Below are 21,001 nucleotides of genomic sequence, written 5' to 3' on the forward strand. Positions count from 1 at the left end.
GTCCGCTCCCTGCGCCATGCTCGTACCACCGCTCGTCCACCGGGGAGCCGCGCCTACCGACGCCATGCCTCGATCGGGTTGCCCAGCCACCGGGTGTCGTCGGGGACGGACTCCGCCGCCATCACGAGCGACGCCGGACCCAGCGTGCTGCGGGCCCCGACGGTGCTGCCGGGCAGGACGATTCCGCCAGGGCCCAGCGTCGCGCCCTCACGGAGAACCACAGTATCCGTCCGCAAGATCCGGTCGTGGAAGAGGTGGGTCTGCAGGACACAGCCCCGGTTCACGGTGGCCGCGTCCTCAAGTGTCACCAGGTCCGCCTCCGGCAGCCAGTAGCTCTCCACCCAGGTGCCCCGGCCGATCCGCGCCCCGAGCCCGCGCAGCCACGTGGTCATCACCGGCGTCCCCGGCACGGCGCCCGCCAGCCACGGCACGGCCAGCACCTCGACGAAGGTGTCCGCCAGCTCGTTGCGCCACACGAAGGCGCTCCACAGCGGATGCTCCCCACGGCGATGCCGCCCCACGAGCACCCACTTGGCCACGACGGACACGAGGCCCGCGAGCACACCCGCCGCGAGCAGCACGACCCCGCCCAGCAGCCAGGCCCAGCCGCCCAGCGCACACAGCGCGGCCACGGTCACCAGGGCCAGCCCCGCCGAGCAGAACACCGGCACGATCCGGCACAGCTCCACCAGCCCCCGCGCCCACAGCAACCGGGCCGACGGATCATAGGTGCGGCTCTGGTCCCCGTCGGCCGCGCTGCGCGGCAGCTTCACCGGCGGCAGCCCCAGATACGAGCTGCCCTTCTTCGCCTTCTTCGGCGTGGCCGACAGCACCCCGACCAGCCCACCGTCCGGCACGCTGCGGCCCGGCGCGGTCATCCCGGAGTTCCCGAGGAACGCCCGCCGCCCGATCTCCGCGCGCCCGATCCGCATCCACCCGCCGCCGAGTTCGTACGGCGCGGTCAGCGTGTCGTCGGCCAGGAACGCGCCCTCACCGACCGTCGTCAGGCTGGGCAGCGCGAGCACGGTCGACACCTCGGCCCCGCGCCCGATCTGCATCCCGAGCAGCCGCAGCCACACCGGCGTGACCAGCCCGGCGTACAGCGGGAACAGCGTCTCCCGGGCGCGGTCCATCAGCTGTGTGACGGTCCACGCCTGCCACCCGGCCCTGCTGTGCGTGGGGTACGTGCCCTCCCGCAGCCCCAGACTCAAAAGCCGCACCCCGGCCAGGGTCAGCAGCGCGTACGCCGCCCCGAAGGCGAGCGTCCCCGGCACCAGCGCGAACGCGGCACCCCGAAGGGCCGCAGCGAGCCCGTCGCCCGGGGCGACGAACAGGCGCGCCACCCCCAGCGCGGCCCCGGCGCCCACCACCGGCACGGCCGACAGCGCGAGACCGGAAGCCCCGTACATCACCCGCCAGAACAGCCCCCGCGCGGGCCGCTCCTTCGGCCAGTTCCGCTTGGCCTTGCCGAGCTTGACCGCGGGCGCCCCGGCCCACCGCTGCCCGGTGGGAACCTGCCCGGCGACGGCGGACCCCGGCGCCACCTCGGCCCGCTTGCCGACCCGCGCCCCCGGGAAGAGCATGCTGCGCGTACCGACCACGGCGTGCGCACCGACCTTCACCGGGCCGATCTCCAGCCGGTCCCCGTCCAGCCAGTACCCGGACAGATCGACCTCGGACTCCACGGCCGCGCCCCGCCCCAGCTTGAGCATGCCGGTGACCGGTGGCAGCGAGTGCAGATCGACGTCCTGCCCGACCTTGGCGCCCAGCGCCCGCGCGTACCGCTGCAGCCAGGCCCCGGTCAGCGAGGTCGCCCCACTGACCTCGGCCAGCCGCTCCGCAGCCCACAGCCGCAGATGCACACTCCCACCGCGCGGATACCGCCCCGCCCGCACGCCCCGCAGCAGCACCCGCGCGCCACCGGCGGCGACGGCGAGCCGCCCCGGCGGACTGAACAACAGCACGGCCCCGGCCCCCACGGCCCACCAGGGCGCGGTCGGCAGCCACGCGTACCCGCTCAGCACATTCCCCAGGGCGGCCAGGACGACCGTCCACCGCAGCCCGGCCAACGCGAACAGGGGCAGCAGGGCCAGGAGTTGGACCGCCTGGGCGCGCCTGGGCACGGGGACGATCGTCCGCCGGGAGCCGTCGTCCTGCGCCGACTCCTCCAGCCGCCGCGCCAACTTCCGCAGCGTGGGCTGCTGGTAGATGTCGAGCACGGCCGCGCTCGGATGACGGGTCCGCAGCCGCGTGGTCAGCCGAGCGGCGGCGAGACTGCTCCCGCCGATCGCGAAGAAGTCGTCGGAGGCCGCCGTGACCGGAATCCCGAGCACCTCGGTCCACTGCTCGGCGAGCCAGGCCTCGGTGCCGTACAGCTGCTCCGCCTCACCCCCGGTCTCCAGCCTCTCCAAGGGCCAGGGCAGGGCGTTGCGGTCGACCTTCCCGGACGTACGGGTCGGCAACTCGCCGACCGGCGCCAGCAACGGCACCAGCGCCGCGGGCAGCTCCGCCCGCAGCCGCTCCACCGCCGCACCCGCGTCCCACCCGTCCTGGGTGACGACATACCCGACGAGCAGCTGATTGCCGCTCCGCGCGGTCCGTACGGCGGCCGCGGCACCCGCCACGCCGGGCAGCGCCTGCAACGCGGCGTCCACCTCACCCAGCTCGATCCGCCGCCCACCGAGCTTGATCTGCTCGTCGGCCCGCCCGAGGAAGACCAGCCCCTCGGGCTCGGCCCGCACCAGATCACCGCTCCGGTACGCCCGTTCCCACCCCAGCGACCGAAGGGGCGCGTACTTCTCGGCGTCCTTCTCGGCATCGAGGTACCGGGCGAGCCCCACGCCCCCGATCACCAACTGCCCACTGCCGCCCATCGGCACGGGCTCCCCGGCCTCGTCGACGACGGCCAGCTCCCAGCCGCGAAGCGGCAGCCCGATCCTGATGGGCTCCTCGCCGGTCATCAGCGCGGCACAGGCCACGACGGTCGCCTCGGTCGGCCCGTACGTGTTCCAGACCTCGCGCCCCTCGGTCACCAGCCGCTGCGCCAGCTCGGGCGGACAGGCCTCACCGCCGAAGATCAGCAGCCGTACGTCGTTGAGGGTCTCCGGCTCCCACAGCGCGGCCAGCGTCGGCACGGTCGAGACGACCGTGATCTCCTGCTCGACCAGCCAGGGCCCCAGATCGGCCCCGCCGCGTACCTGCGCCCGCGGCACCGGCACCAGACAGGCCCCGTACCGCCAGGCCAGCCACATCTCCTCGCAGGACGCGTCGAACGCGACCGACAGCCCCGCCATGACCCGGTCGCCCGGCCCGATCGGCTCCTCGGTCAGGAACAGCGCGGCCTCGGCGTCCACGAAGGCGGCGGCACTGCGATGGCTGACGGCGACACCCTTGGGCTTCCCGGTGGACCCGGAGGTGAAGATGATCCAGGCGTCATGCCCGACACCGGGCCGTGCGGCCGGAACCCCGGACCGCCCGTCGACCGTCAGCTCGTGCCGGGCCCCGATGACGGCCCGCACCCCCGCCTCCCCGAACACCAACTCGGCCCGCTCGTCCGGATCCTCGGCATCCACGGGCACATAGGCGGCCCCGGCCGCGAGGACGGCGAGAATCGCCACGTACAGATCATTGGTCCCCGACGGAACCCGGACCCCCACCCGGTCCCCGAGCCCCACCCCGGCCGCGGCGAGCCGCGCCCGCAGCCGCTCCACCTCCACGGCGAGCGCCCGGTACGTGAGCCGGACCGCCCCGTCGTCCAGGGCGAGTTCGTCCGGATGCGCCCGCACGGACGCCTCGAAGACGTCCACGAGCGTGCGCGGGGAGGCGGCCGGCCCCCCGGAGAAACGTGCCCTGTCACCGAACCGCTCACGGATCTCTTCGTCGAGCAGGCCGAGAGCACCGCTCTCGTGTGTGGCTGCCATCGGGTCCTCGCGTCTCGATCCCGGAAGCCTCCGGGGCGCTGGCGGGCCCGCAGGTCTGCCTGGGGTTGTCCGGCTCCAGCTCCGTAACAAGCCGGAAATTTTAGTACGAGGTCACGTTCGTCGTCGTTCGGCGGCCATCCGGGAGACGCCGTTCCGGCCGTACCGCAGCGGGTGTTGGGGGCTGTGACCTCGGGATCTTCGCGGCGGGGGAGAGATGGCCCACACAGGGCCCGAAGCCCACCCGGCACAGCAAAAAGACCCCTGGTGAACAGGGGTCTGAGCTGGTGTCCGAGGGGGGACTTGAACCCCCACGCCCGATAAAGGGCACTAGCACCTCAAGCTAGCGCGTCTGCCATTCCGCCACCCGGACAAGGTGTCTGCCGCGCTGGGTTTCCCCCGCGGCGACGACGTAAACATTACCAGGCTTTCGGGGACGGCTGATCACACCCGCGCGGTCTTGGGGCGGGACCGGGCTCGGGGGAGGATGAGGGAGACCACCAGCGGCGACTGCGGAAGGAAGCGGCGTGAGCGACACGGGCACGGCCGAAGGCGTCACCGGCGAGGACGAGGTCGTCGACCTCTGCCGCGAGCTGATCCAGATCGACACCAGCAACTACGGCGACCACTCGGGGCCGGGGGAGCGCAAGGCGGCCGAGTACGTCGCCGCCAAACTCGCCGAGGTGGGCCTCGACGCGCGGATCATCGAGTCCCACAAGGGCCGCGCCTCCACGGTGGCGCGGATCGAGGGCGAGGACCCGTCCCGGCCCGCGCTGCTCATCCACGGCCACCTCGACGTCGTACCGGCCAACGCGGCCGACTGGACCCACCACCCCTTCTCCGGCGAGGTCGCGGACGGGTGCGTGTGGGGCCGCGGGGCCGTCGACATGAAGGACATGGACGCGATGACCCTCGCGGTCGTCCGCGACCGGCTGCGCAGCGGACGCAGGCCGCCGCGCGACATCGTGCTCGCCTTCCTCGCGGACGAGGAGGCGGGTGGCGCCTGGGGCGCGCGATACCTGGTCGACAAGCACCCCGAGCTGTTCGAGGGCGTGACCGAGGGGATCGGCGAGGTCGGCGGGTTCTCCTTCACCGTCAACGAGCAGCTGCGGCTCTACCTCGTCGAGACCGCCCAGAAGGGCATGCACTGGATGCGGCTCACCGTGGACGGCACGGCCGGTCACGGCTCGATGACCAACGAGGACAACGCGATCACCGAGCTGTGCGAGGCCGTGGGGCGACTCGGCCGGCACAAGTGGCCGGTGCGGGTCACCAAGACCGTACGGTCCTTCCTCGACGAGCTCTCCGACGCGCTCGGCGTGGAACTCGACCCCGAGGACATGGACGAGACCCTCGCCAAGCTCGGCGGCATCGCCAAGATGATCGGCGCGACGCTGCGCAACTCGGCCGCGCCCACCATGCTCGGCGCCGGCTACAAGGTCAACGTCATCCCCGGCCAGGCCACCGCGCACGTCGACGGACGGTTCCTGCCCGGCCACGAGGAGGAGTTCCTCGCCGACCTCGACCGGCTGCTCGGCCCGCGTGTGCGGCGCGAGGACGTGCACGCCGACAAGGCGCTGGAGACCGACTTCGACGGCAAGCTCGTCGACGCCATGCAGAGCGCGCTCAGCGCCGAGGATCCGATCGCGCGGGCCGTGCCGTACATGCTCTCCGGCGGCACCGACGCCAAGTCCTTCGACGACCTCGGCATCCGCTGCTTCGGCTTCGCGCCGCTGAAGCTGCCGCCGGAGCTGGACTTCGCCGGGATGTTCCACGGCGTGGACGAGCGCGTGCCGGTGGACGGCCTGAAGTTCGGCGTGCGGGTGCTCGACCGGTTCATCGATGCGTCCTGAATTGACCCGGTGAAACGACACATCGGTAATCGCCCGTGTGTGCTGGGCTTGACCGGGGAGGGTGAACGCGCTCATAGGCTCGTAGCCCTATTAGTTCCTCCTCGTTACAGGTGATGCGATCAGCTACTTGTGATCGCATTGCCAACAAGGAGGAATAATGATCAAGAAGGTCGTCGCTGCTGCGGCTGCCACCGGTGGGCTGGTTCTCGCGGGCGCGGGCATGGCCGTCGCCGACGCCGGTGCCCAGGGCGCCGCCGTGGGTTCCCCGGGCGTCCTGTCCGGCAATGTTGTTCAGGCTCCCGTGCACGTCCCCGTGAACGTCTGCGGCAACACGATCTCGGTGATCGGGCTGCTGAACCCCGCCTTCGGCAACACCTGCATCAACAAGTGACGCTGCCTTTCTGAGGTTCGTCCACGCCGTCGGTCCCGGAGCGCACGCCCTGCACTCCGGGACCGACCGGTCTTTTCACGTAGGTACAAGAGGGGGAAGGCAGGGATTCACCAATGCGACAGGGCACCCGCAAGGGACTGATGACCGTGGCGGCGGCGACCGGCGTGATCGCCGCCGCGAGCGGCCACGCCCACGCCGACTCGGGCGCGAGCGGCTCCAGTTCGAACTCGCCGGGCGTGCTGTCCGGCAACACCGTGCAGGCGCCGGTGCATGTGCCGGTCAACGTCTGCGGCAACACCGTCAGCGTCGTCGGCGTCCTCAACCCGGCGATCGGCAACTCCTGCGCCAACGAGGGCGGGGGCAAGGGCTCGTCCGGCGGCTACGGCGAGGACGGCTCCGGTGGCCACGGCTCCTCCGGGGCGCACGCGGACGGGAAGGCCGACGGCTCGCCCGGCATCGGCTCCGGCAACCACGTCCAGGCGCCGGTGCACGTGCCGGTCAACGTCTGCGGCAACAGCGTCAACGTCGTCGGCGTCGGCAACGCGGCCAAGGGCAACGACTGCGTGAACGGCGGCGGCGCGGACGACGGTCAGACCACGCCGCCGGGGGGAGGTGGCGGTACGACCCCGCCGGGGAACCCGGGCGACCCGGGGAATCCGGGCAACCCGGGTAACCCGGGTAACCCGGGCAATCCCGAGGAGCCCAGCACGCCGGGTGACGGCGGCAACGGCTCCGGCTCCGGTTCCGGTTCCGGGGACGACGGCGGCTCCGGCCGCGGGAACGACGACCGCCCCGGCGCCTCGTCCGTCACCCAGCTCGGCGACGACTCCCAGCTCGCCCAGACCGGCAGCGAGCTGCCGATGGGCGCGGCCGCGGCGCTGGGCGTGGGCACGCTGCTGGCGGGCGCCGTGCTGTACCGCAGGGCGCGCGCCTCGGCGTAGCGCATCCGGCGGCAGCGCACCCGCCCACCGTCAGCGGAAACGGAGCGGGCCCCGCACCCGGCGGGGCCCGCTCCGTTCCGTTGCGCCGCCTCAGCTCACCACGTGGCCCTCACCTGGCGGATGATCCGCCGGCGCAGCCGCACCCTGCGGCTGCCGTCACGCAGCAGGCTCAGGCGGTGCAACTCCCAGTGTCCGTACTCTGCATGGTCTGTCAGCAGGCGTGTGGCGTCCTTGCGGGAGACCCCGCGCGGTACGTACACGTCGACAAATTCGTATTCCGGCATCGCATCTATTGTGCGGGCAACGGCCCAGTACGGATAGCGTCTGCCCTATGTCTGATGCTGCGCAGCCCACCGCTGCCGAGGTACGCGCCGCCGCCGAGGCGGTCAAGACCGCGCTCGACCGTCATCTCGCGGCGGTCGAACGCAGGTCGGGGGAGGACGACCCGGCCGTCTACGAGGCGTTCAACCAGCTGGCCGCGGCCGCAGAGGTGTACGACGAACTGCTCTACGACCGTTATGACGAGGTCACGCCCTTCGAGATCCCCGGCGCGGAGGACACGCTGCCGCCGTACACCGGGCCCGAGGAACCGAACGCCCTGAGCGTGCTGATCCGCCGCGACTACGCGGTGGCGGAGCCACAGCGACTGCTGGCGCAGGCCCAGCGGATCGAGGCGGCGGACGAGGACAGCACGGACGCGGAGGGCGCGAGCACGATCCACGGCGCGTTGGGCATCCTCTTCGGGGAGTTCGAACCGGACGAGATCGCCTCCCGGCACAAGGAGTTCGGCCTGGAGGAGGGCGACTCCACGCTGTGGGTCACGGCGGCGGAGGAACCGGCCGATCCCGGCGAATGGCTGGAGGCCCCGTTCGAGACGATCGACCCGCAGAGCGTGGTCTGCCGCTTCGACGTCAGCGCCGTCTTCGACGACGAGCCGGACGACCCGGACGACGAGGACGACCCCGACGATCTGGAGGACGACCTGGACCTGGACGAGGACGAGGACCTGGAACCCCTGGACGCGGACCGCCGCTGACCAGGCACGCGGTGAACGGCAGGTGGCGGCCACGGGGCACCCCCCGGCGGCCGCCGCCTTTTGTCGGGTCCGGTTCCCGGATCACGGGGCCCGGCTCAGCCCTCCCTCGCCACCTGCGCCCCCAGCAGCACCGGCAGGCGAGTCGTCCGCGGCTTCGCCGGGATCTCCGCGACCGCCTTCGGCAGGGCCTGTTCCACGCCGTGGACCACCGACAGGTGGCGTTCCGCGCGACTGAACGCCGTGTACACCCACGGGCGGCTCAGGGCCTGCGCGGCGTCGCCGGGCAGGACCGTGACCACCGCGGGCCAGCGGGTGCCCACCGCCTGGTGTGCGGTCAGGGCCCAGCCGTGGCGGACGGAGTGCTCGACCCGCTCCTTCGGTACGACCACGGCGTCCCCGGCGCACGACAGGTGCAGGCCCTCGGCGTCGGCCCTGACCACGTGGCCGGGGAGCGTACGGCCCGGCGCGGGGGAGTAGGCGACGCGGTCCCCGGGGTCGAAGCCGCCGAAGCGTCCCGGGCCGGGGTTGAGCCGTTCCTTCAGCGCGGCGTTCAGCGCCCGCGTCCCCGCCGCGCCTCCGTGCCCCGGCGTGATGACCACCGTCTGCTCCGGGGGGACGCCGATGGCCCGCGGCACCGAGTCGGCGACGAGCTGCACGGTCCGGTGCACCGCCTCGCCCGCGTCGCGCACCGGCACGATCACGACCTCCTTGCCGGGTGCCTGGACCTGGAGCAGTTCGCCCACGCCGATCCCGGACACCAGCTCGCCCAGCGGGCCGGGATCCGGCCGCCGCGAGGCGATGCGGGGACACCTGCGCACCGCCAGCAGATCCGCGAAGACCCGCCCCGGTCCGACGGACCACAGCACCCCCGGATCCCCGGCCAGCACCAGCCGCGCCCCGTCCGGCAGCGACTCGACCAGCAGCGCCCCCGTCTCCACATCGAGCTGGGGCGCGTCGAGCACGACGAGCAGATCGAGGTCGAGCGCGCCATCGGCGTCCCGCCCCGGCCCCTCCGCCCCGGACAGCAGCCCGGCGACCGTCGTCACCCCGGCCTCCGGCCCGCCCACCAGCGCCGCGAACCGCCCCCGGCCGACAGGACTGTGCACGGCGGCCCACACCCGCAGCCCGAGCCCCCGTGCCGCCCGCACCAGCTCCGCAGCCTCGGCCCGGGACGCCTCCCCGCCGGTGTGCAGCACCAGCCCGTGCCCGGCGACCGCCCGGATCAGCTCGGCGGCCGTCCCTTGCGCGCCGCCCGCCGCCCGCTCCCACGCCTCGGCCGAACCGCCTTCCTTCGGCGCGGAGTTGATCAACCGGGCCAGACCGTCGGCCAGGCTCTCCTCGGCGAGCGCGTACCGCTCCAGCCCGACGAGGACCCGGACAGGACGCTCCTCACCCTCGTCACCCTCGCCGTCGCCGTCCTCCAGCCCGTCCTGGAAGGCCAGGGCATCGCCCTCGGCGAGCGCCCCCTGCACGGCCGCCTCCGGATCCGGCACCTCCCGCTGCGCCAGCGCGGCGGTCAGCGTCGGCATCTCCAGCGCGGTGTGCCCGGCGAGCGCCGCCTGCTCCAGCAGCCACACGGTGACCGCCCGCCCCCGCCGCTCGTCGTCGGGGCCGCACTCCGCCCCCAGCAGCGTCCGCGCGAACCCGTCCGCCTGCTCCGGCCGCACCCCACTGACCCGCAGCAACTGCCAGGGATCCGCCCGCAGCCGTTCCTGTGCGCCCTCACCCAGCACCGTCGCGACCTGCGCGGCGAGCGCCTCTGGGGCACCGCCCTCGCTCAGCACCCGTCGCACGCCCTCGACGACCTCGGGCGCGGGCGCGCCCACCGCGACCGGCACCACGGGCTGCGTCCGTCGTACCGGCTCCGGGGCCTGCCGCCGGGGTGGCGGCTCCTCGAACACGGTCGCGGGCGGCTTCTCCCCGCTCTCCACCGCACGCACGGCCGCGAGCAGTTCGGCGGCCTTCCCGCTGAGCTTCGCACCGGCCTCGACGGGCCCCTGCCGCTCCGCCTTGCGCCGCTCGATCCGCTCCCGCTCCACCCGCTGAGCGGCCAACTCGGCCTCGGCCTCGGACAGCTCACGCGCTCCGGCGTCCGCGGCCTCGGCTCCGGGCTCGGACTGCTCGCCCCGCCCGGGGTCCGCAGCGGCATCCTCGGCCCCGACCGCCGCCTCAGACAGCTCACGCCCGCCGGTGCTCGCGGCTCCCGACAGCTCCCCACCCCCAGCGCTCGCGGCCTCCGACACGTCACCGCCCCCCGTGTCCGCAGCCGCCCCCGACACCTCACCGCCCCCGGTGCCCGCAGCCGCCCCCAACCCCTCACCGCCCCCCGTGTCCGCAGCCTCGGTCTCCGCGGCGTCCGGCTTCCTCGGCTCGGCGTCCCCGGTGGTCTCCGGCTCCGTGCTCACAGCGTGCTCCAGTCGTGATCGGGATAGCGGTGCACAGGCGCCGACACATCGTCGAGCGCCCGGCAGATCTCGTCAGGAAGACTAAGCGCCTCCACTGACAACGCCGCCGTGAGCTGCTGCGCCGTGCGCGCACCGACGATCGGCGCCGCCACGCCGGGCCGGTCCCGCACCCACGCGAGGGCCACCTGGAGCGGCGTGACCGCCAGCCCGTCCGCCGCCGTCGTCACGGCGTCCACGATGCGGCTCGCGGTGTCGTCGAGGTACGGCTCGACGAAGGGCGCGAGATGCTCCGAGGCGCCCCGCGAGTCCGGCGGCAGGGCGTTGCCCCGGTACTTGCCGGTCAGCACGCCCCGGCCCAGCGGCGAGGACGGCAACAGCCCGATGCCCAGGTCCAGCGCGGCCGGCAGCACCTCCCGCTCGACGCCGCGCTGCAGCAGCGAGTACTCCATCTGCGCACTGGCCAGCCTCGTCCGCACCCCGGGCGCCGCCAGCTGCCAGGTCGCCGCCTTCGCCAGCTGCCAGCCGCAGAAGTTGGACACCCCCGCGTACCGCGCCCGCCCGCTGCTCACCGCCAGGTCCAGCGCCTGGAGCGTCTCCTCCAGCGGGGTGTCCGGGTCGAAGGCGTGGATGTGCCACAGGTCGACGTGGTCCGTGCCGAGCCGGGCGAGCGAGGCGTCGAGCGCGGCGAGCAGATGCCCCCGTGACCCGTCGAACCGACGGTCGGGGTCCGGCACGCTCCCGGCCTTCGTCGACAGCACCAAATCCCGTCGCGGCACGAGCCCTTCCATGAGCCGCCCGAGCAGGTACTCGGCCTCGCCGTCCCCGTAGACGTCCGCGGTGTCCACGAGGGTCCCGCCCGCTTCCCAGAACGTCTTCAGCAGGTCCGCGGCATCGTGCTCGTCGGTGTCCCGCCCCCAGGTCAGGGTGCCGAGTCCGATCCGGGACACACGCAGGCCGGTACGGCCGAGATGCCTCTGCTCCATGTCCGCCGAGATTACTGGCCAGAACTGGTGCCGTGGGTTGCCTGTGGACAACCGATTTCCCTGATCCGGCCCCCACGCTAAGGTCGACGTCACAAGGCACGTTACTGATCAGTAAGGGGAAGGCCATGCAGCTCGGGATCAACCTCGGCTACTGGGGCGCCGGAATGGACGCGGACAATCTCGCCGTGGCCCAGGAGGCCGACCGCCTCGGATACGCCGTCTGCTGGGCCGCCGAGGCGTACGGCTCCGACGCCGCCACCGTGCTCAGCTGGGTCGCCGCCCAGACGGAACGCATCGACGTCGGCTCGGCCATCTTCCAGATCCCGGCGCGCCAGCCCGCGATGACCGCGATGACCGCCGCCACCCTGGACTCGCTGTCCGGCGGCCGGTTCCGCCTCGGCCTCGGCGTCTCCGGCCCGCAGGTCTCGGAGGGCTGGTACGGCGTCACGTTCGACAAGCCGCTGTCCCGCACGCGCGAGTACGTCGAGATCGTCCGCAAGGCCATGACCCGCGAACGGCTCACCTACGACGGCGAGCACTGGACGCTTCCCCTCCCCGGTGGCCCCGGCAAGCCGATCAAGCTCACCGTCCACCCCCAGCGCGAGCACATCCCGCTGTACATCGCCGCGATCGGCCCCAAGAACCTGGAGCAGACCGGCGAGATCGCCGACGGCGCCCTGCTGATCTTCCCGTCCGCCGACCACCTGGAGGACACCGCGATCAAGCACCTGCGCGCCGGGCGCGAGAAGTCCGGCAAGACCATGGACGGCTTCGACGTCTGCCCGACCCTGCCGCTGGCCGTCGGCGACGACAAGGACGTGACCGCCCTCGCCGACGCCTTCCGCCCCTACACCGCCCTGTACGTCGGCGGCATGGGCAGCCCCAAGCAGAACTTCTACAACCAGCTCGCCCGGCGCATGGGCTACGAGCAGCAGGCCGCCGAGATCCAGGACAAGTACCTCTCCGGCGACAAGCAGGGCGCCGCGGCCGCCGTACCGCACGAGCTGATCGACCAGACCACGCTGCTCGGCTCCGTGGACCGCATCGCCGACCGGATGAAGGCCTACGCGGCGGCCGGGGTCACGACGCTGTCGCTGGCGCCCGCGGGGTTCACGCTGGACGAGCGGCTCGCCTCGCTGCGGGCGGGTTCCGAGGCGCTGGAGCGGGCCGGGCTCGCGTAACCCGTCGTAGCGCCGCCGCAGGAGTCTCTACGGCCGTGGTGGGGGCTCGGGGGTCTTCCCCGCCACGGCCGTCACCGGGAACAACGCGCCGACCCGCGCGCGGTTACGCTCCCGACGCGCCCCCGTCAGTCCACCTTTCGCGGAGTTGTCCGGCACGACTGTTGCCGTGGGCGGGGCGCGAGCATTTGACTCGTTCTTTGCGGAATTCTGCAGAGAGGTGCTCTCAGATGCTTTCGGCCAAGAGTCTGTTCCAGGAGATCCTCGACAACGACCAGTCGTTCCGGCTGTTCTGCTCCATCGCCGCCAGCGGTGAGGCACAGGGCGGCTGGGAGAACGCCCGGATCGCCGCGCTCGTACCCGCGAGCGAGCGCGACCTCGCCCCCAAGATCACCCGCCATGGCGCGGACGAGGACAAGCACGGGCGGATCTTCAACGCGCTGCTGAAGAAGCGCGGTCTCGAACCCGTCGAGGTCCCGCCGGACACCGACTACACGATGCTGCTGGAGCAGCAGGGCATCGGCCTCGCCCACGAGAAGCTCAAGGCGGACCAGCCGCTCACCGTGCAGGACATCATCACCTACCTCGCGCACAGCCGCGTCACCGAACAGCGCGCCGCCGACCAGATGGCGATGCTGAAGAAGCACTTCGTGGACCACCCGGTGGTCGGCAGGGCGATCCGGATGATCTCCAACGACGAGGACAACCACCTCGCCTACGCCCACGAGGAACTGCTGCGCCTGGCCTCCGCCGGACACGGCCGCCACATCCAGCGCGTGCTGCGCGAGACCGCGCTCGCCGAGATCCGCGTCTACCGGGACGTCAGCCTCGCGGTGATGGCCCGTATGGGCCGCATCCTCGGCTGGTCCCGGCCCAGGGCCGCGCTGCTCGCGTTCGGCATCCACGCCCTGTACTGCTACGAGCGGCTTGGCGGCCGGCGGCGCATGGTGACCCTGAAGATGCCCGACCGCCGCAACGCCCTCGGTGGCCCGGCCACCGCCGCCCCCGAGTTCGCCTGAGCGCGTACCGCCGCGCTGTACGGGTCCGCCCACGTGAGGGGCCGCGGACGTACGGCGCGGCGGAACTGCGGCAGCAGTGAGCTGCCGCTCGAAGACTCGGCACGCTCCTCCCTGCGCCTACCCTGGGCCGCATGCCCACGCTGATCCTCGTCCGGCACGGACGCTCCACCGCCAACACCGAAGAACTGCTCGCCGGCTGGACGCCCGGCGTCGCCCTCGACGAGCGCGGCGCCGCGCAGGCCGCCGCGCTGCCCGGGCGGCTCACCGAGCTGCCGATCGCCGAGATCGTCACCAGCCCGCTGCAGCGCTGCCAGGAGACCATCCGGCCGTTGCTCGACGCCCGCCCCGAGCTGCGCGCGCACACCGACGAGCGGATCGGGGAGTGCCACTACGGCGACTGGTCCGGGCGCAAGCTCGCCGAGCTCAAGGACGAACCCCTGATGGAGGTGGTGCAGGCGCATCCGACGGCGGCCGTCTTCCCGGGCGGTGAGTCGATGCGGGCGATGCAGCACCGGGCCGCGGAGGCGGTACGGGAGTGGAACGCGCGCGTGGAGCGCGATCACGGCGCCGACGCCGTGTACCTCATGTGCTCGCACGGGGACATCATCAAGGCCCTCGTCGCCGACGCACTCGGACTTCATCTGGACCTCTTCCAGCGGATTTCCGTAGAACCGTGTTCCATCACCGCCATCCGTTACACCCGTCTCAGGCCGTTCCTCGTGCGCCTCGGCGACACCGGCGACTTCGCGTCCCTGGTGCCGCGCGAGGAGCCGCCCGGCGAGGACGCACCGGTCGGGGGCGGTGCGGGCGCACCGTGATCGTCGGCCGCAGTAGGGTGAAGCGGTCGCAGTAACGCCGTACTTGTCCGCAGCCGAGCGTCCGCACGGCGGCAGGTCGGTCCCGAAGTCGATGTCGACCCACGATCAATGGAGACAGGACGTGTCCCGTCAGGTGTTCCTCTACGACCCCCCGGACCGTTTCGTGGCCGGTACGGTCGGACTGCCCGGGCGCCGTACCTTCTTCCTCCAGGCCACCGCCGGCTCCCGGGTGACCAGCGTGGCCCTGGAGAAGACTCAGGTCGCAGCGCTCGCCGAGCGCATGGACGAGCTGCTCGACGAGGTGGTCCGGCGCAGCGGCGGCAACGCCGCCGTACCGGCTGTCGCCCCCGCCGAGATCGCCGACACCGCCCCCCTGGAGACCCCCATCGAGGAGGAGTTCCGGGTCGGCACCATGGCCCTCGCCTGGGACGGCGAGGAACAGCGCATGATCGTCGAGGCGCAGGCGCTGGTGGAGCTCGACGCCGACACCGACGAGGACCTCGCCGAGGCCGAGGAGCGGCTCCTCCAGGACGAGGAGAACGGGCCCCCGATGCTGCGGGTCCGGCTCACCGGCGCGCAGGCCCGCGCCTTCGCCAAGCGCGCCCTCGACGTCGTCAACGCCGGCCGGCCACCGTGCCCGCTGTGCAGTCTGCCGCTCGACCCGGAAGGACACGTATGTCCGCGCCAGAACGGATACCGCCGCGGAGCATGACCTCCGAGGAGCTGCTCGCCACCGGTGAGCTGACCGTGCGCGGACGCATCCGTGACGCCTCCAACGCTGCGCTGTACTGCACGGTCGGACACGACGGCCAGGAGGCCACGTGCGTCTACAAGCCCGTCGCGGGGGAGCGGCCCCTGTGGGACTTCCCCGACGGGACCCTCGCCCAGCGCGAGGTCGCCGCGTACGAGGTCTCCGAGGCGACCGGCTGGGGGCTGGTCCCACCCACCGTGCTGCGTGACGGGCCCCACGGCGAGGGCATGTGCCAGCTGTGGATCGAGGCGCGGCCGGACGCCGAGCTGCTCGCCCTCGTCGACGCGGAGGAGCCCGCCCCCGGCTGGAAGGCCATCGGGTTCGCCGAAGTCGGCGACGGGAGGACCGCGCTGCTGGTGCACGCCGACGACGAGCGGCTGCGGCGGCTCGCCGTGCTCGACGCCGTGATCAACAACGCCGACCGCAAGGGCGGCCATCTGCTGCCGACCGGGGACGGGCGGCTGTACGGCATCGACCACGGCGTCACCTTCAACGTCGAGAACAAGCTGCGCACGCTCCTGTGGGGCTGGGCCGGCGAGCCGCTGACCGCGGAGGCCGTGGAGGTCCTCCAGCGGCTCCAGCGGGAGCTGAAGGCGGACGGGCGGCTCGCCGAGCGGCTGGGCGCGCTGATCACCGACGCCGAGATCGACGCCACGCGCGCGCGTGTCGACGTACTGCTCGCCACCGGGACACACCCGGAGCCGAGCGGGGAGTGGCCGGCGATTCCGTGGCCGCCGGTGTGACGGCCATGGACGCCGTCGTGACGGGCACGTCCGGGGAGATCGCGCAAGGGTGCCTTCCCGGCCATCCGGCCTGGTCCGGTTCGTATACGGAACTCCAGTCCGGTTAGGCTCAACACATGCATGCCTGGCCCGCTTCCGAGGTCCCCGCCCTGCCTGGCAAGGGCCGCGACCTGAGGATCCACGACACCGCGACCGGTGGACTCGTCACCCTCGACCCCGGTCCCGTCGCCCGTATCTACGTCTGCGGCATCACCCCGTACGACGCGACCCACCTGGGTCACGCGGCGACCTACAACGCGTTCGACCTCGTGCAGCGCGTGTGGCTCGACACCAAGCGGCAGGTCCAGTACGTCCAAAACGTCACCGACGTCGACGATCCCCTCCTGCAGCGGGCGGACCGCGACGGCATCGACTGGGTCGCCCTCGCCGAGCGGGAGACCGCGCTGTTCCGCGAGGACATGACCGCCCTGCGGATGCTGCCCCCGCAGCACTACATAGGAGCCGTCGAGGCGATACCCGGCATCGTGCCGCTGGTGGAGCGGCTGCGCGAGATGGGCGCGGCCTACGAACTCGAAGGCGACATCTACTTCTCCGTCGAGTCCGACCCCCACTTCGGCACGGTGTCCCGCCTGGACGCCGCCGCCATGCGGCTGCTCTCCGCCGAGCGGGGCGGCGACCCGGACCGGCCGGGCAAGAAGAACCCCCTCGACCCGATGCTGTGGATGGCGGCCCGCGAGGGCGAGCCGAGCTGGGACGGCGGTTCGCTCGGCCGTGGCCGGCCCGGCTGGCACATCGAGTGCGTGGCCATCGCCCTCGACCACCTCGGGATGGGCTTCGACGTCCAGGGCGGCGGCTCCGACCTGGCCTTCCCGCACCACGAGATGGGCGCCTCGCACGCCCAGGTGCTGACCGGCGCGTTCCCCATGGCCAAGGCGTATGTGCACGCCGGGATGGTCGCCCTCGACGGCGAGAAGATGTCCAAGTCCAAGGGCAACCTGGTCTTCGTCTCCCAGCTGCGGCGCGAGGGCGTCGACCCGGCCGCGATCCGGCTAGCCCTGCTCGCCCACCACTACCGGGCCGACTGGGAGTGGACCGACCAGGTGCTCCAGGACGCCCTGGCCCGGCTCGACCGCTGGCGCTCCGCCGTCTCCCGGCCCGACGGGCCGAGCGCCGACACGCTGGTCGAGGAGATCCGCGAGGCCCTCGCCGACGACCTGAACGCCCCGGCCGCGCTCGCCGCGGTCGACCGCTGGGCGGATCGGCAGCAGGAGCGGGGCGGTACGGACACGGGCGCCCCCGGCGTCGTAACCCGTGCTGTGGACGCGCTGTTGGGCGTGGCTCTGTAGCAGCCACTTCGCACAAACGCCTGTGGGCCGCTGCCTCCCTCAGGAGGCAGCGGCCCACAGCGTTGCGATCACTCCTCGGACGAGTCCTCGTCGTCGTTCCCCGGCTTCGGCGGGCGGGTCCGGCCGCTCGGGTTGTCCCGCAGGAACGGCGGTATGTCGCCGCCGTCCGCCGTCGCGTGCCCGCCGGGCGTGGGCGGGGTGCCGCCGTCCCGGCGCCGCAGATACCGCTCGAACTCACGGGCGATCGCCTCACCCGACGCCTCCGGCAGCTCCGCGGTGTCCCGGGCCTCCTCCAGCGTCTGCACGTACTCCGCGACCTCGCTGTCCTCGGCGGCCAGCTGGTCCACGCCCACCTGCCAGGCCCGCGCGTCCTCGGGCAGCTCGCCCAGCGGGATACGCACGTCGATCAGGTCCTCCAGGCGGTTGAGCAGGGCCAGCGTCGCCTTCGGGTTGGGCGGCTGCGACACGTAGTGCGGTACGGCCGCCCACAGCGACACCGCCGGGACGCCCGCGTGCGTGCACGCCTCCTGCAGGACGCCGACGATGCCCGTCGGGCCCTCGTACTTGGTCTCCTCCAGGTCCATCCGGCGGGCCAGGTCCGGGTCGGACGTGGTCCCGCTGATCGGGACCGGACGGGTGTGCGGGGTGTCGCCGAGCAGGGCGCCGAGGATCACCACCAGCTCCACGCCCAGCTCGTGCGCGAAGCCGAGCAGCTCGTTGCAGAACGAGCGCCAGCGCATGGACGGTTCGATGCCGCGGACCAGCACCAGGTCACGCGGCTTCTCGCCACCGACCCGGACCACCGACAACCTTGTCGTCGGCCAGGTGATCTTGCGGACGCCGGCGTCCATCCACACCGTGGGCCGGTTCACCTGGAAGTCGTAGTAGTCCTCGGCGTCGAGCGCCGCGAACACCTCGCCCTTCCACTCCCTCTCCAGATGCGCGACCGCGGTGGAGGCGGCGTCGCCGGCATCGTTCCAGCCCTCGAACGCGGCCACCATGACCGGGTCGATCAGCTCGGGAACCCCCTCGAGCTCGATCACCCAGTGCCTCCTTCCGACGTGCCCTCGCCTGACGCCCCAACCTTACGGCGTGCGGAGGGGGCGCCCGCAGCCCCCTTGCACGGGGGAGTGAACGGATCACTGCCCCGTTCGTCACCCCGGGACACCCACGATTCGTCCGAGCTGTCACAGCTCCTTCACAGGGCGGACCGCAGCCACTCCTCCACGCTCGCGATGTGCACCGTGGCCCAGGAGCGGGCCGCCTCCGCGTCCCGGGCGCGCAGGGCGGTGAGGATGGCCCGGTGCTCGTGCAGGGTGCGGCTGACCGCGTCCTGCTGTGTGAGCCCGCGCCAGATCCGGGCCCGGGTGGTCGGCCCGGACAGGGCGTCGTGCAGCGAACACAGCACCGAGTTGCCGGACGCCCGCACGATGCTGCGGTGGAACTCCAGGTCGCAGGCGACGAGTTCCTCGACCGAGGGCTGTGTGCCGAGCGCCTCCAACCGCGCCGTGAGCGCGTCCAGTTCCCGCTCGCCGATGTGCGCGGCCGCCATCGCCGTGGCGGCCGGCTCCAGGATGCGGCGTACGGCGAGGAACTCCAGCACGGTGTCGTCGCGGTGGAAGTCGACGACGAAGCTCAGCGCTTCCAGCAGCAGTTGCGGGTCCAGGCTGGTGACGTACGTGCCGTCGCCCTGCCGTACGTCCAGGATCCTGATCAGCGACAACGCGCGCACGGCCTCCCGCAGGGAGTTGCGCGACAGGCCCAGGTCGGCGGCGAGCTCGCTCTCCTTGGGCAGCCGGTCGCCGGGCCGCAGCGCACCGGAGACGATCATGTCCTTGATCTTCTCGATCGCCTCGTCCGTGACTGCCATCCCGGCCCTCCCAGTCGCCCAGACCTCCGATGTCTCAGTACATTATGCGGGCTCACCAGGGGGAACGACGTACGGACGGGGCGGCTCCGTCGGCGTGGAGCCGCCCCGTCCGGGGCATTCGCCTACTTCTTGTCGAGCAGGTCCTGGACCTTCGCACGGACGTCGTCCGTGGCCAGGCCGCGGATCGTCAGCGTCGTGCGGCGGCGCAGCACGTCGTCCGCGGTCTCGGCCCACTCGTGGTCCCGGGCCCAGACGACCTGCGCCCAGATCTCCGGGGCGTCCGGGTGGACGCGCTGGGCGAGCTCGGCGTTCTCGTTGGCCAGGCGGGCGATGTCGAAGGCCAGCGAACCGTAGTGCGTGGCCAGGTGCCTGGCGGTGTCCGCCGCCATGCGCGGGCCCGGCGCCGGGCGGTCGGTCAGCAGGCGGTGGGCGACCGCGCGCGGGTTGGCGACACCCGGCAGCGGCAGCTTCTTCGGCAGCGAGGCGATCGGCTCGAAGTCCTCGCCGAGCGGGCGGCCCGGCAGCGACTCCAGCTTCTTCATGATCGTCCGGCCGATGTGGCGGAAGGTCGTCCACTTGCCGCCCGCGACGGACAGCATCCCGCCCCGGCCCTCGGTCACCACCGTCTCGCGCTTGGCCTTGGCGGTGTCGCCGGGACCGCCCGGCAGCACGCGCAGGCCCGCGAAGGCGTACGTGATCAGGTCACGGTCGAGCTGCTGGTCGCGGATGGAGAACGCGGCCTCGTCGAGGATCTGGGCTATGTCCTTGTCGTTGACCGCCACGTCGGCCGGATCGCCCTCGTACACCTCGTCGGTGGTGCCGAGCAGCAGCATGTCCTCCCAGGGGAGGGCGAAGGTGATGCGGTACTTGTCGATCGGGGTGGCGAGCGCGGCCTTCCAGGGGGAGGTGCGCTTCAGGACCAGATGCGCGCCCTTCGACAGGCGGATGGACGGCGCGGCACTGGGGTCCTCCATCCTGCGCAGGTGATCGACCCAGGGGCCGGTCGCGTTCAGTACCAGGCGGGCGCCCACGCCGAACTCGTCGCCGGACAGGCGGTCCTTCAGCTCGGCGCCGGTCACCCGGCCCTGGGTGAAGCGCAGGCCGGTGACCTCGGCGTGGTTGAGGACCACCGCACCGGCCTCGACGGCCGCGCGGACCGTCATCAGGGCCATCCGGGCGTCGTTCATCTGGTCGTCGCCGTACACGGCCACGGCCTTGAGGTTCTCGGTGCGCAGCTCCGGCACGTCGGCCTGCGCCTTGGCGGGGGAGAGCAGGTGGCCGACACCGTCGCCGAAGGCCGACAGCATCGAGTACGCGAACACACCCGCGCCGAGCTTCGCGGCGCCGTGCGGGCCCCCCTTGTACACGGGGAGGTAGAAGGTGAGCGGGTTCGCCAGGTGGGGGGCCACCTGGCGGGAGACCGCACGGCGTTCGAAGTGGTTCTCCGCCACCAGCTTCACCGCGCCGGTCTGCAGGTAGCGCAGACCGCCGTGGAGCAGCTTGGAGGAGGCGGAGGAGGTGGCGCCGGCGAAGTCGCCGGCGTCGACCAGCGCCACCCTGAGGCCGGACTGCGCGGCGTGCCAGGCGGTGGAGATGCCCAGGATGCCGCCGCCGATCACGAGAAGGTCGTACGACGCCTTGGCGAGCTGCTCCCGGGTCTCGGCGCGGCTCGGGTTCGAGCCGGAGGCCGGGCGCGTGCCCAGGGCAGGCACGGACTGCAGGGTGGACTGGCTGGTCATGTCGGGTGTTA

The 21,001-nt window shown here is 72.6% G+C and carries 17 protein-coding genes and 1 tRNA gene; 10 read left to right on the forward strand and 8 right to left on the reverse strand.

Going from position 1 to position 21,001, the window contains the following annotated elements:
• Positions 1-53: 53 nt before the first annotated feature.
• Together KWI83_RS06585 and KWI83_RS06590 are read right to left on the reverse strand one after the other, a co-directional pair.
• Positions 54-3,920, reverse strand: coding sequence for a Pls/PosA family non-ribosomal peptide synthetase (locus KWI83_RS06585; RefSeq protein WP_218513334.1), 3,867 nt, complete (start codon positions 3,918-3,920; stop codon positions 54-56).
• 282 nt (positions 3,921-4,202) lie between these two features.
• Positions 4,203-4,290 (reverse strand) — tRNA-Leu (locus KWI83_RS06590).
• 154 nt (positions 4,291-4,444) lie between these two features.
• On the opposite strand from KWI83_RS06590, the gene KWI83_RS06595 reads away from it, so the two are divergent.
• The 3 genes from KWI83_RS06595 (at position 4,445) to KWI83_RS06605 (ending at position 7,102) form a co-directional block, all read left to right on the forward strand.
• Positions 4,445-5,770, forward strand: coding sequence for a M20/M25/M40 family metallo-hydrolase (locus KWI83_RS06595; protein WP_218513335.1), 1,326 nt, complete (start codon positions 4,445-4,447; stop codon positions 5,768-5,770).
• 157 nt (positions 5,771-5,927) lie between these two features.
• Positions 5,928-6,161, forward strand: a complete 234-nt coding sequence (gene chpH, locus KWI83_RS06600) for a chaplin ChpH (protein WP_218513336.1) — start codon at positions 5,928-5,930, stop codon at positions 6,159-6,161.
• 113 nt (positions 6,162-6,274) lie between these two features.
• Positions 6,275-7,102, forward strand: a complete 828-nt coding sequence (locus KWI83_RS06605; RefSeq protein ID WP_218513337.1) for a chaplin — start codon at positions 6,275-6,277, stop codon at positions 7,100-7,102.
• Positions 7,103-7,197: 95 nt separating this feature from the next.
• Here the strand turns inward: KWI83_RS06605 and KWI83_RS06610 are convergent, their stop codons facing one another.
• Positions 7,198-7,386, reverse strand: a complete 189-nt coding sequence (locus tag KWI83_RS06610; protein ID WP_043499282.1) for a DUF5703 family protein — start codon at positions 7,384-7,386, stop codon at positions 7,198-7,200.
• 47 nt (positions 7,387-7,433) lie between these two features.
• Here KWI83_RS06610 and KWI83_RS06615 point away from each other — a divergent pair, with 47 nt between their 5' ends.
• Complete coding sequence (locus KWI83_RS06615; protein ID WP_218513338.1) at positions 7,434-8,138, forward strand: hypothetical protein; 705 nt, start codon at positions 7,434-7,436, stop codon at positions 8,136-8,138.
• A gap of 95 nt (positions 8,139-8,233) precedes the next feature.
• Here the strand turns inward: KWI83_RS06615 and KWI83_RS06620 are convergent, their stop codons facing one another.
• Both KWI83_RS06620 and KWI83_RS06625 read right to left on the reverse strand, forming a co-directional pair.
• Positions 8,234-10,543, reverse strand: coding sequence for a helix-hairpin-helix domain-containing protein (locus KWI83_RS06620; RefSeq protein WP_218513339.1), 2,310 nt, complete (start codon positions 10,541-10,543; stop codon positions 8,234-8,236).
• Positions 10,540-11,526, reverse strand: coding sequence for an aldo/keto reductase (locus KWI83_RS06625; RefSeq protein ID WP_218513340.1), 987 nt, complete (start codon positions 11,524-11,526; stop codon positions 10,540-10,542). Before KWI83_RS06625 ends, KWI83_RS06620 begins: the two co-directional genes overlap by 4 nt.
• A gap of 125 nt (positions 11,527-11,651) precedes the next feature.
• On the opposite strand from KWI83_RS06625, the gene KWI83_RS06630 reads away from it, so the two are divergent.
• From KWI83_RS06630 to mshC, 6 genes are all read left to right on the forward strand, one after another.
• Positions 11,652-12,707, forward strand: coding sequence for an LLM class F420-dependent oxidoreductase (locus KWI83_RS06630; RefSeq protein ID WP_218513341.1), 1,056 nt, complete (start codon positions 11,652-11,654; stop codon positions 12,705-12,707).
• Between the two features lie 227 nt (positions 12,708-12,934).
• Positions 12,935-13,723, forward strand: a complete 789-nt coding sequence (locus tag KWI83_RS06635) for a ferritin-like domain-containing protein (protein ID WP_218513342.1) — start codon at positions 12,935-12,937, stop codon at positions 13,721-13,723.
• A gap of 131 nt (positions 13,724-13,854) precedes the next feature.
• A complete protein-coding gene (locus KWI83_RS06640; RefSeq protein WP_218513343.1) occupies positions 13,855-14,541 on the forward strand; it encodes a histidine phosphatase family protein in 687 nt (228 codons plus the stop codon).
• Positions 14,542-14,662: 121 nt separating this feature from the next.
• Positions 14,663-15,253 (forward strand): DUF3090 domain-containing protein, encoded by a 591-nt coding sequence (locus KWI83_RS06645; protein ID WP_218513344.1) that lies wholly within the window; start codon positions 14,663-14,665, stop codon positions 15,251-15,253.
• Positions 15,217-16,035 (forward strand): SCO1664 family protein, encoded by an 819-nt coding sequence (locus KWI83_RS06650; RefSeq protein WP_218513345.1) that lies wholly within the window; start codon positions 15,217-15,219, stop codon positions 16,033-16,035. The genes KWI83_RS06645 and KWI83_RS06650 overlap by 37 nt, the downstream gene beginning before the upstream one ends.
• A 116-nt stretch (positions 16,036-16,151) precedes the next feature.
• On the forward strand, positions 16,152-17,381 hold the full coding sequence (gene mshC / locus KWI83_RS06655; protein ID WP_218513346.1) for a cysteine--1-D-myo-inosityl 2-amino-2-deoxy-alpha-D-glucopyranoside ligase: 1,230 nt from the start codon (positions 16,152-16,154) through the stop codon (positions 17,379-17,381).
• A 68-nt stretch (positions 17,382-17,449) separates the two neighbouring features.
• On the opposite strand, the gene KWI83_RS06660 is transcribed toward mshC, so the two are convergent.
• The 3 genes from KWI83_RS06660 to KWI83_RS06670 form a co-directional block, all read right to left on the reverse strand.
• Positions 17,450-18,424: a PAC2 family protein gene (locus KWI83_RS06660; RefSeq protein ID WP_218513347.1), complete on the reverse strand. Its 975-nt coding sequence runs from the start codon at positions 18,422-18,424 to the stop codon at positions 17,450-17,452.
• A 155-nt stretch (positions 18,425-18,579) separates the two neighbouring features.
• Entirely contained in the window at positions 18,580-19,251 is a 672-nt protein-coding gene (locus KWI83_RS06665; RefSeq protein ID WP_218513348.1) for a FadR/GntR family transcriptional regulator, read from the reverse strand.
• A 122-nt stretch (positions 19,252-19,373) separates the two neighbouring features.
• Positions 19,374-20,990 carry a glycerol-3-phosphate dehydrogenase/oxidase gene (locus KWI83_RS06670; protein WP_218513349.1) on the reverse strand — a complete coding sequence of 539 codons (1,617 nt, stop codon included), beginning with the start codon at positions 20,988-20,990 and terminating at the stop codon, positions 19,374-19,376.
• Positions 20,991-21,001 lie beyond the last annotated feature (11 nt).

The sequence above is a fragment of the Streptomyces sp. TRM70350 genome, assembly GCF_019219825.1.
Taxonomy (GTDB): Bacteria; Actinomycetota; Actinomycetes; order Streptomycetales; family Streptomycetaceae; genus Streptomyces.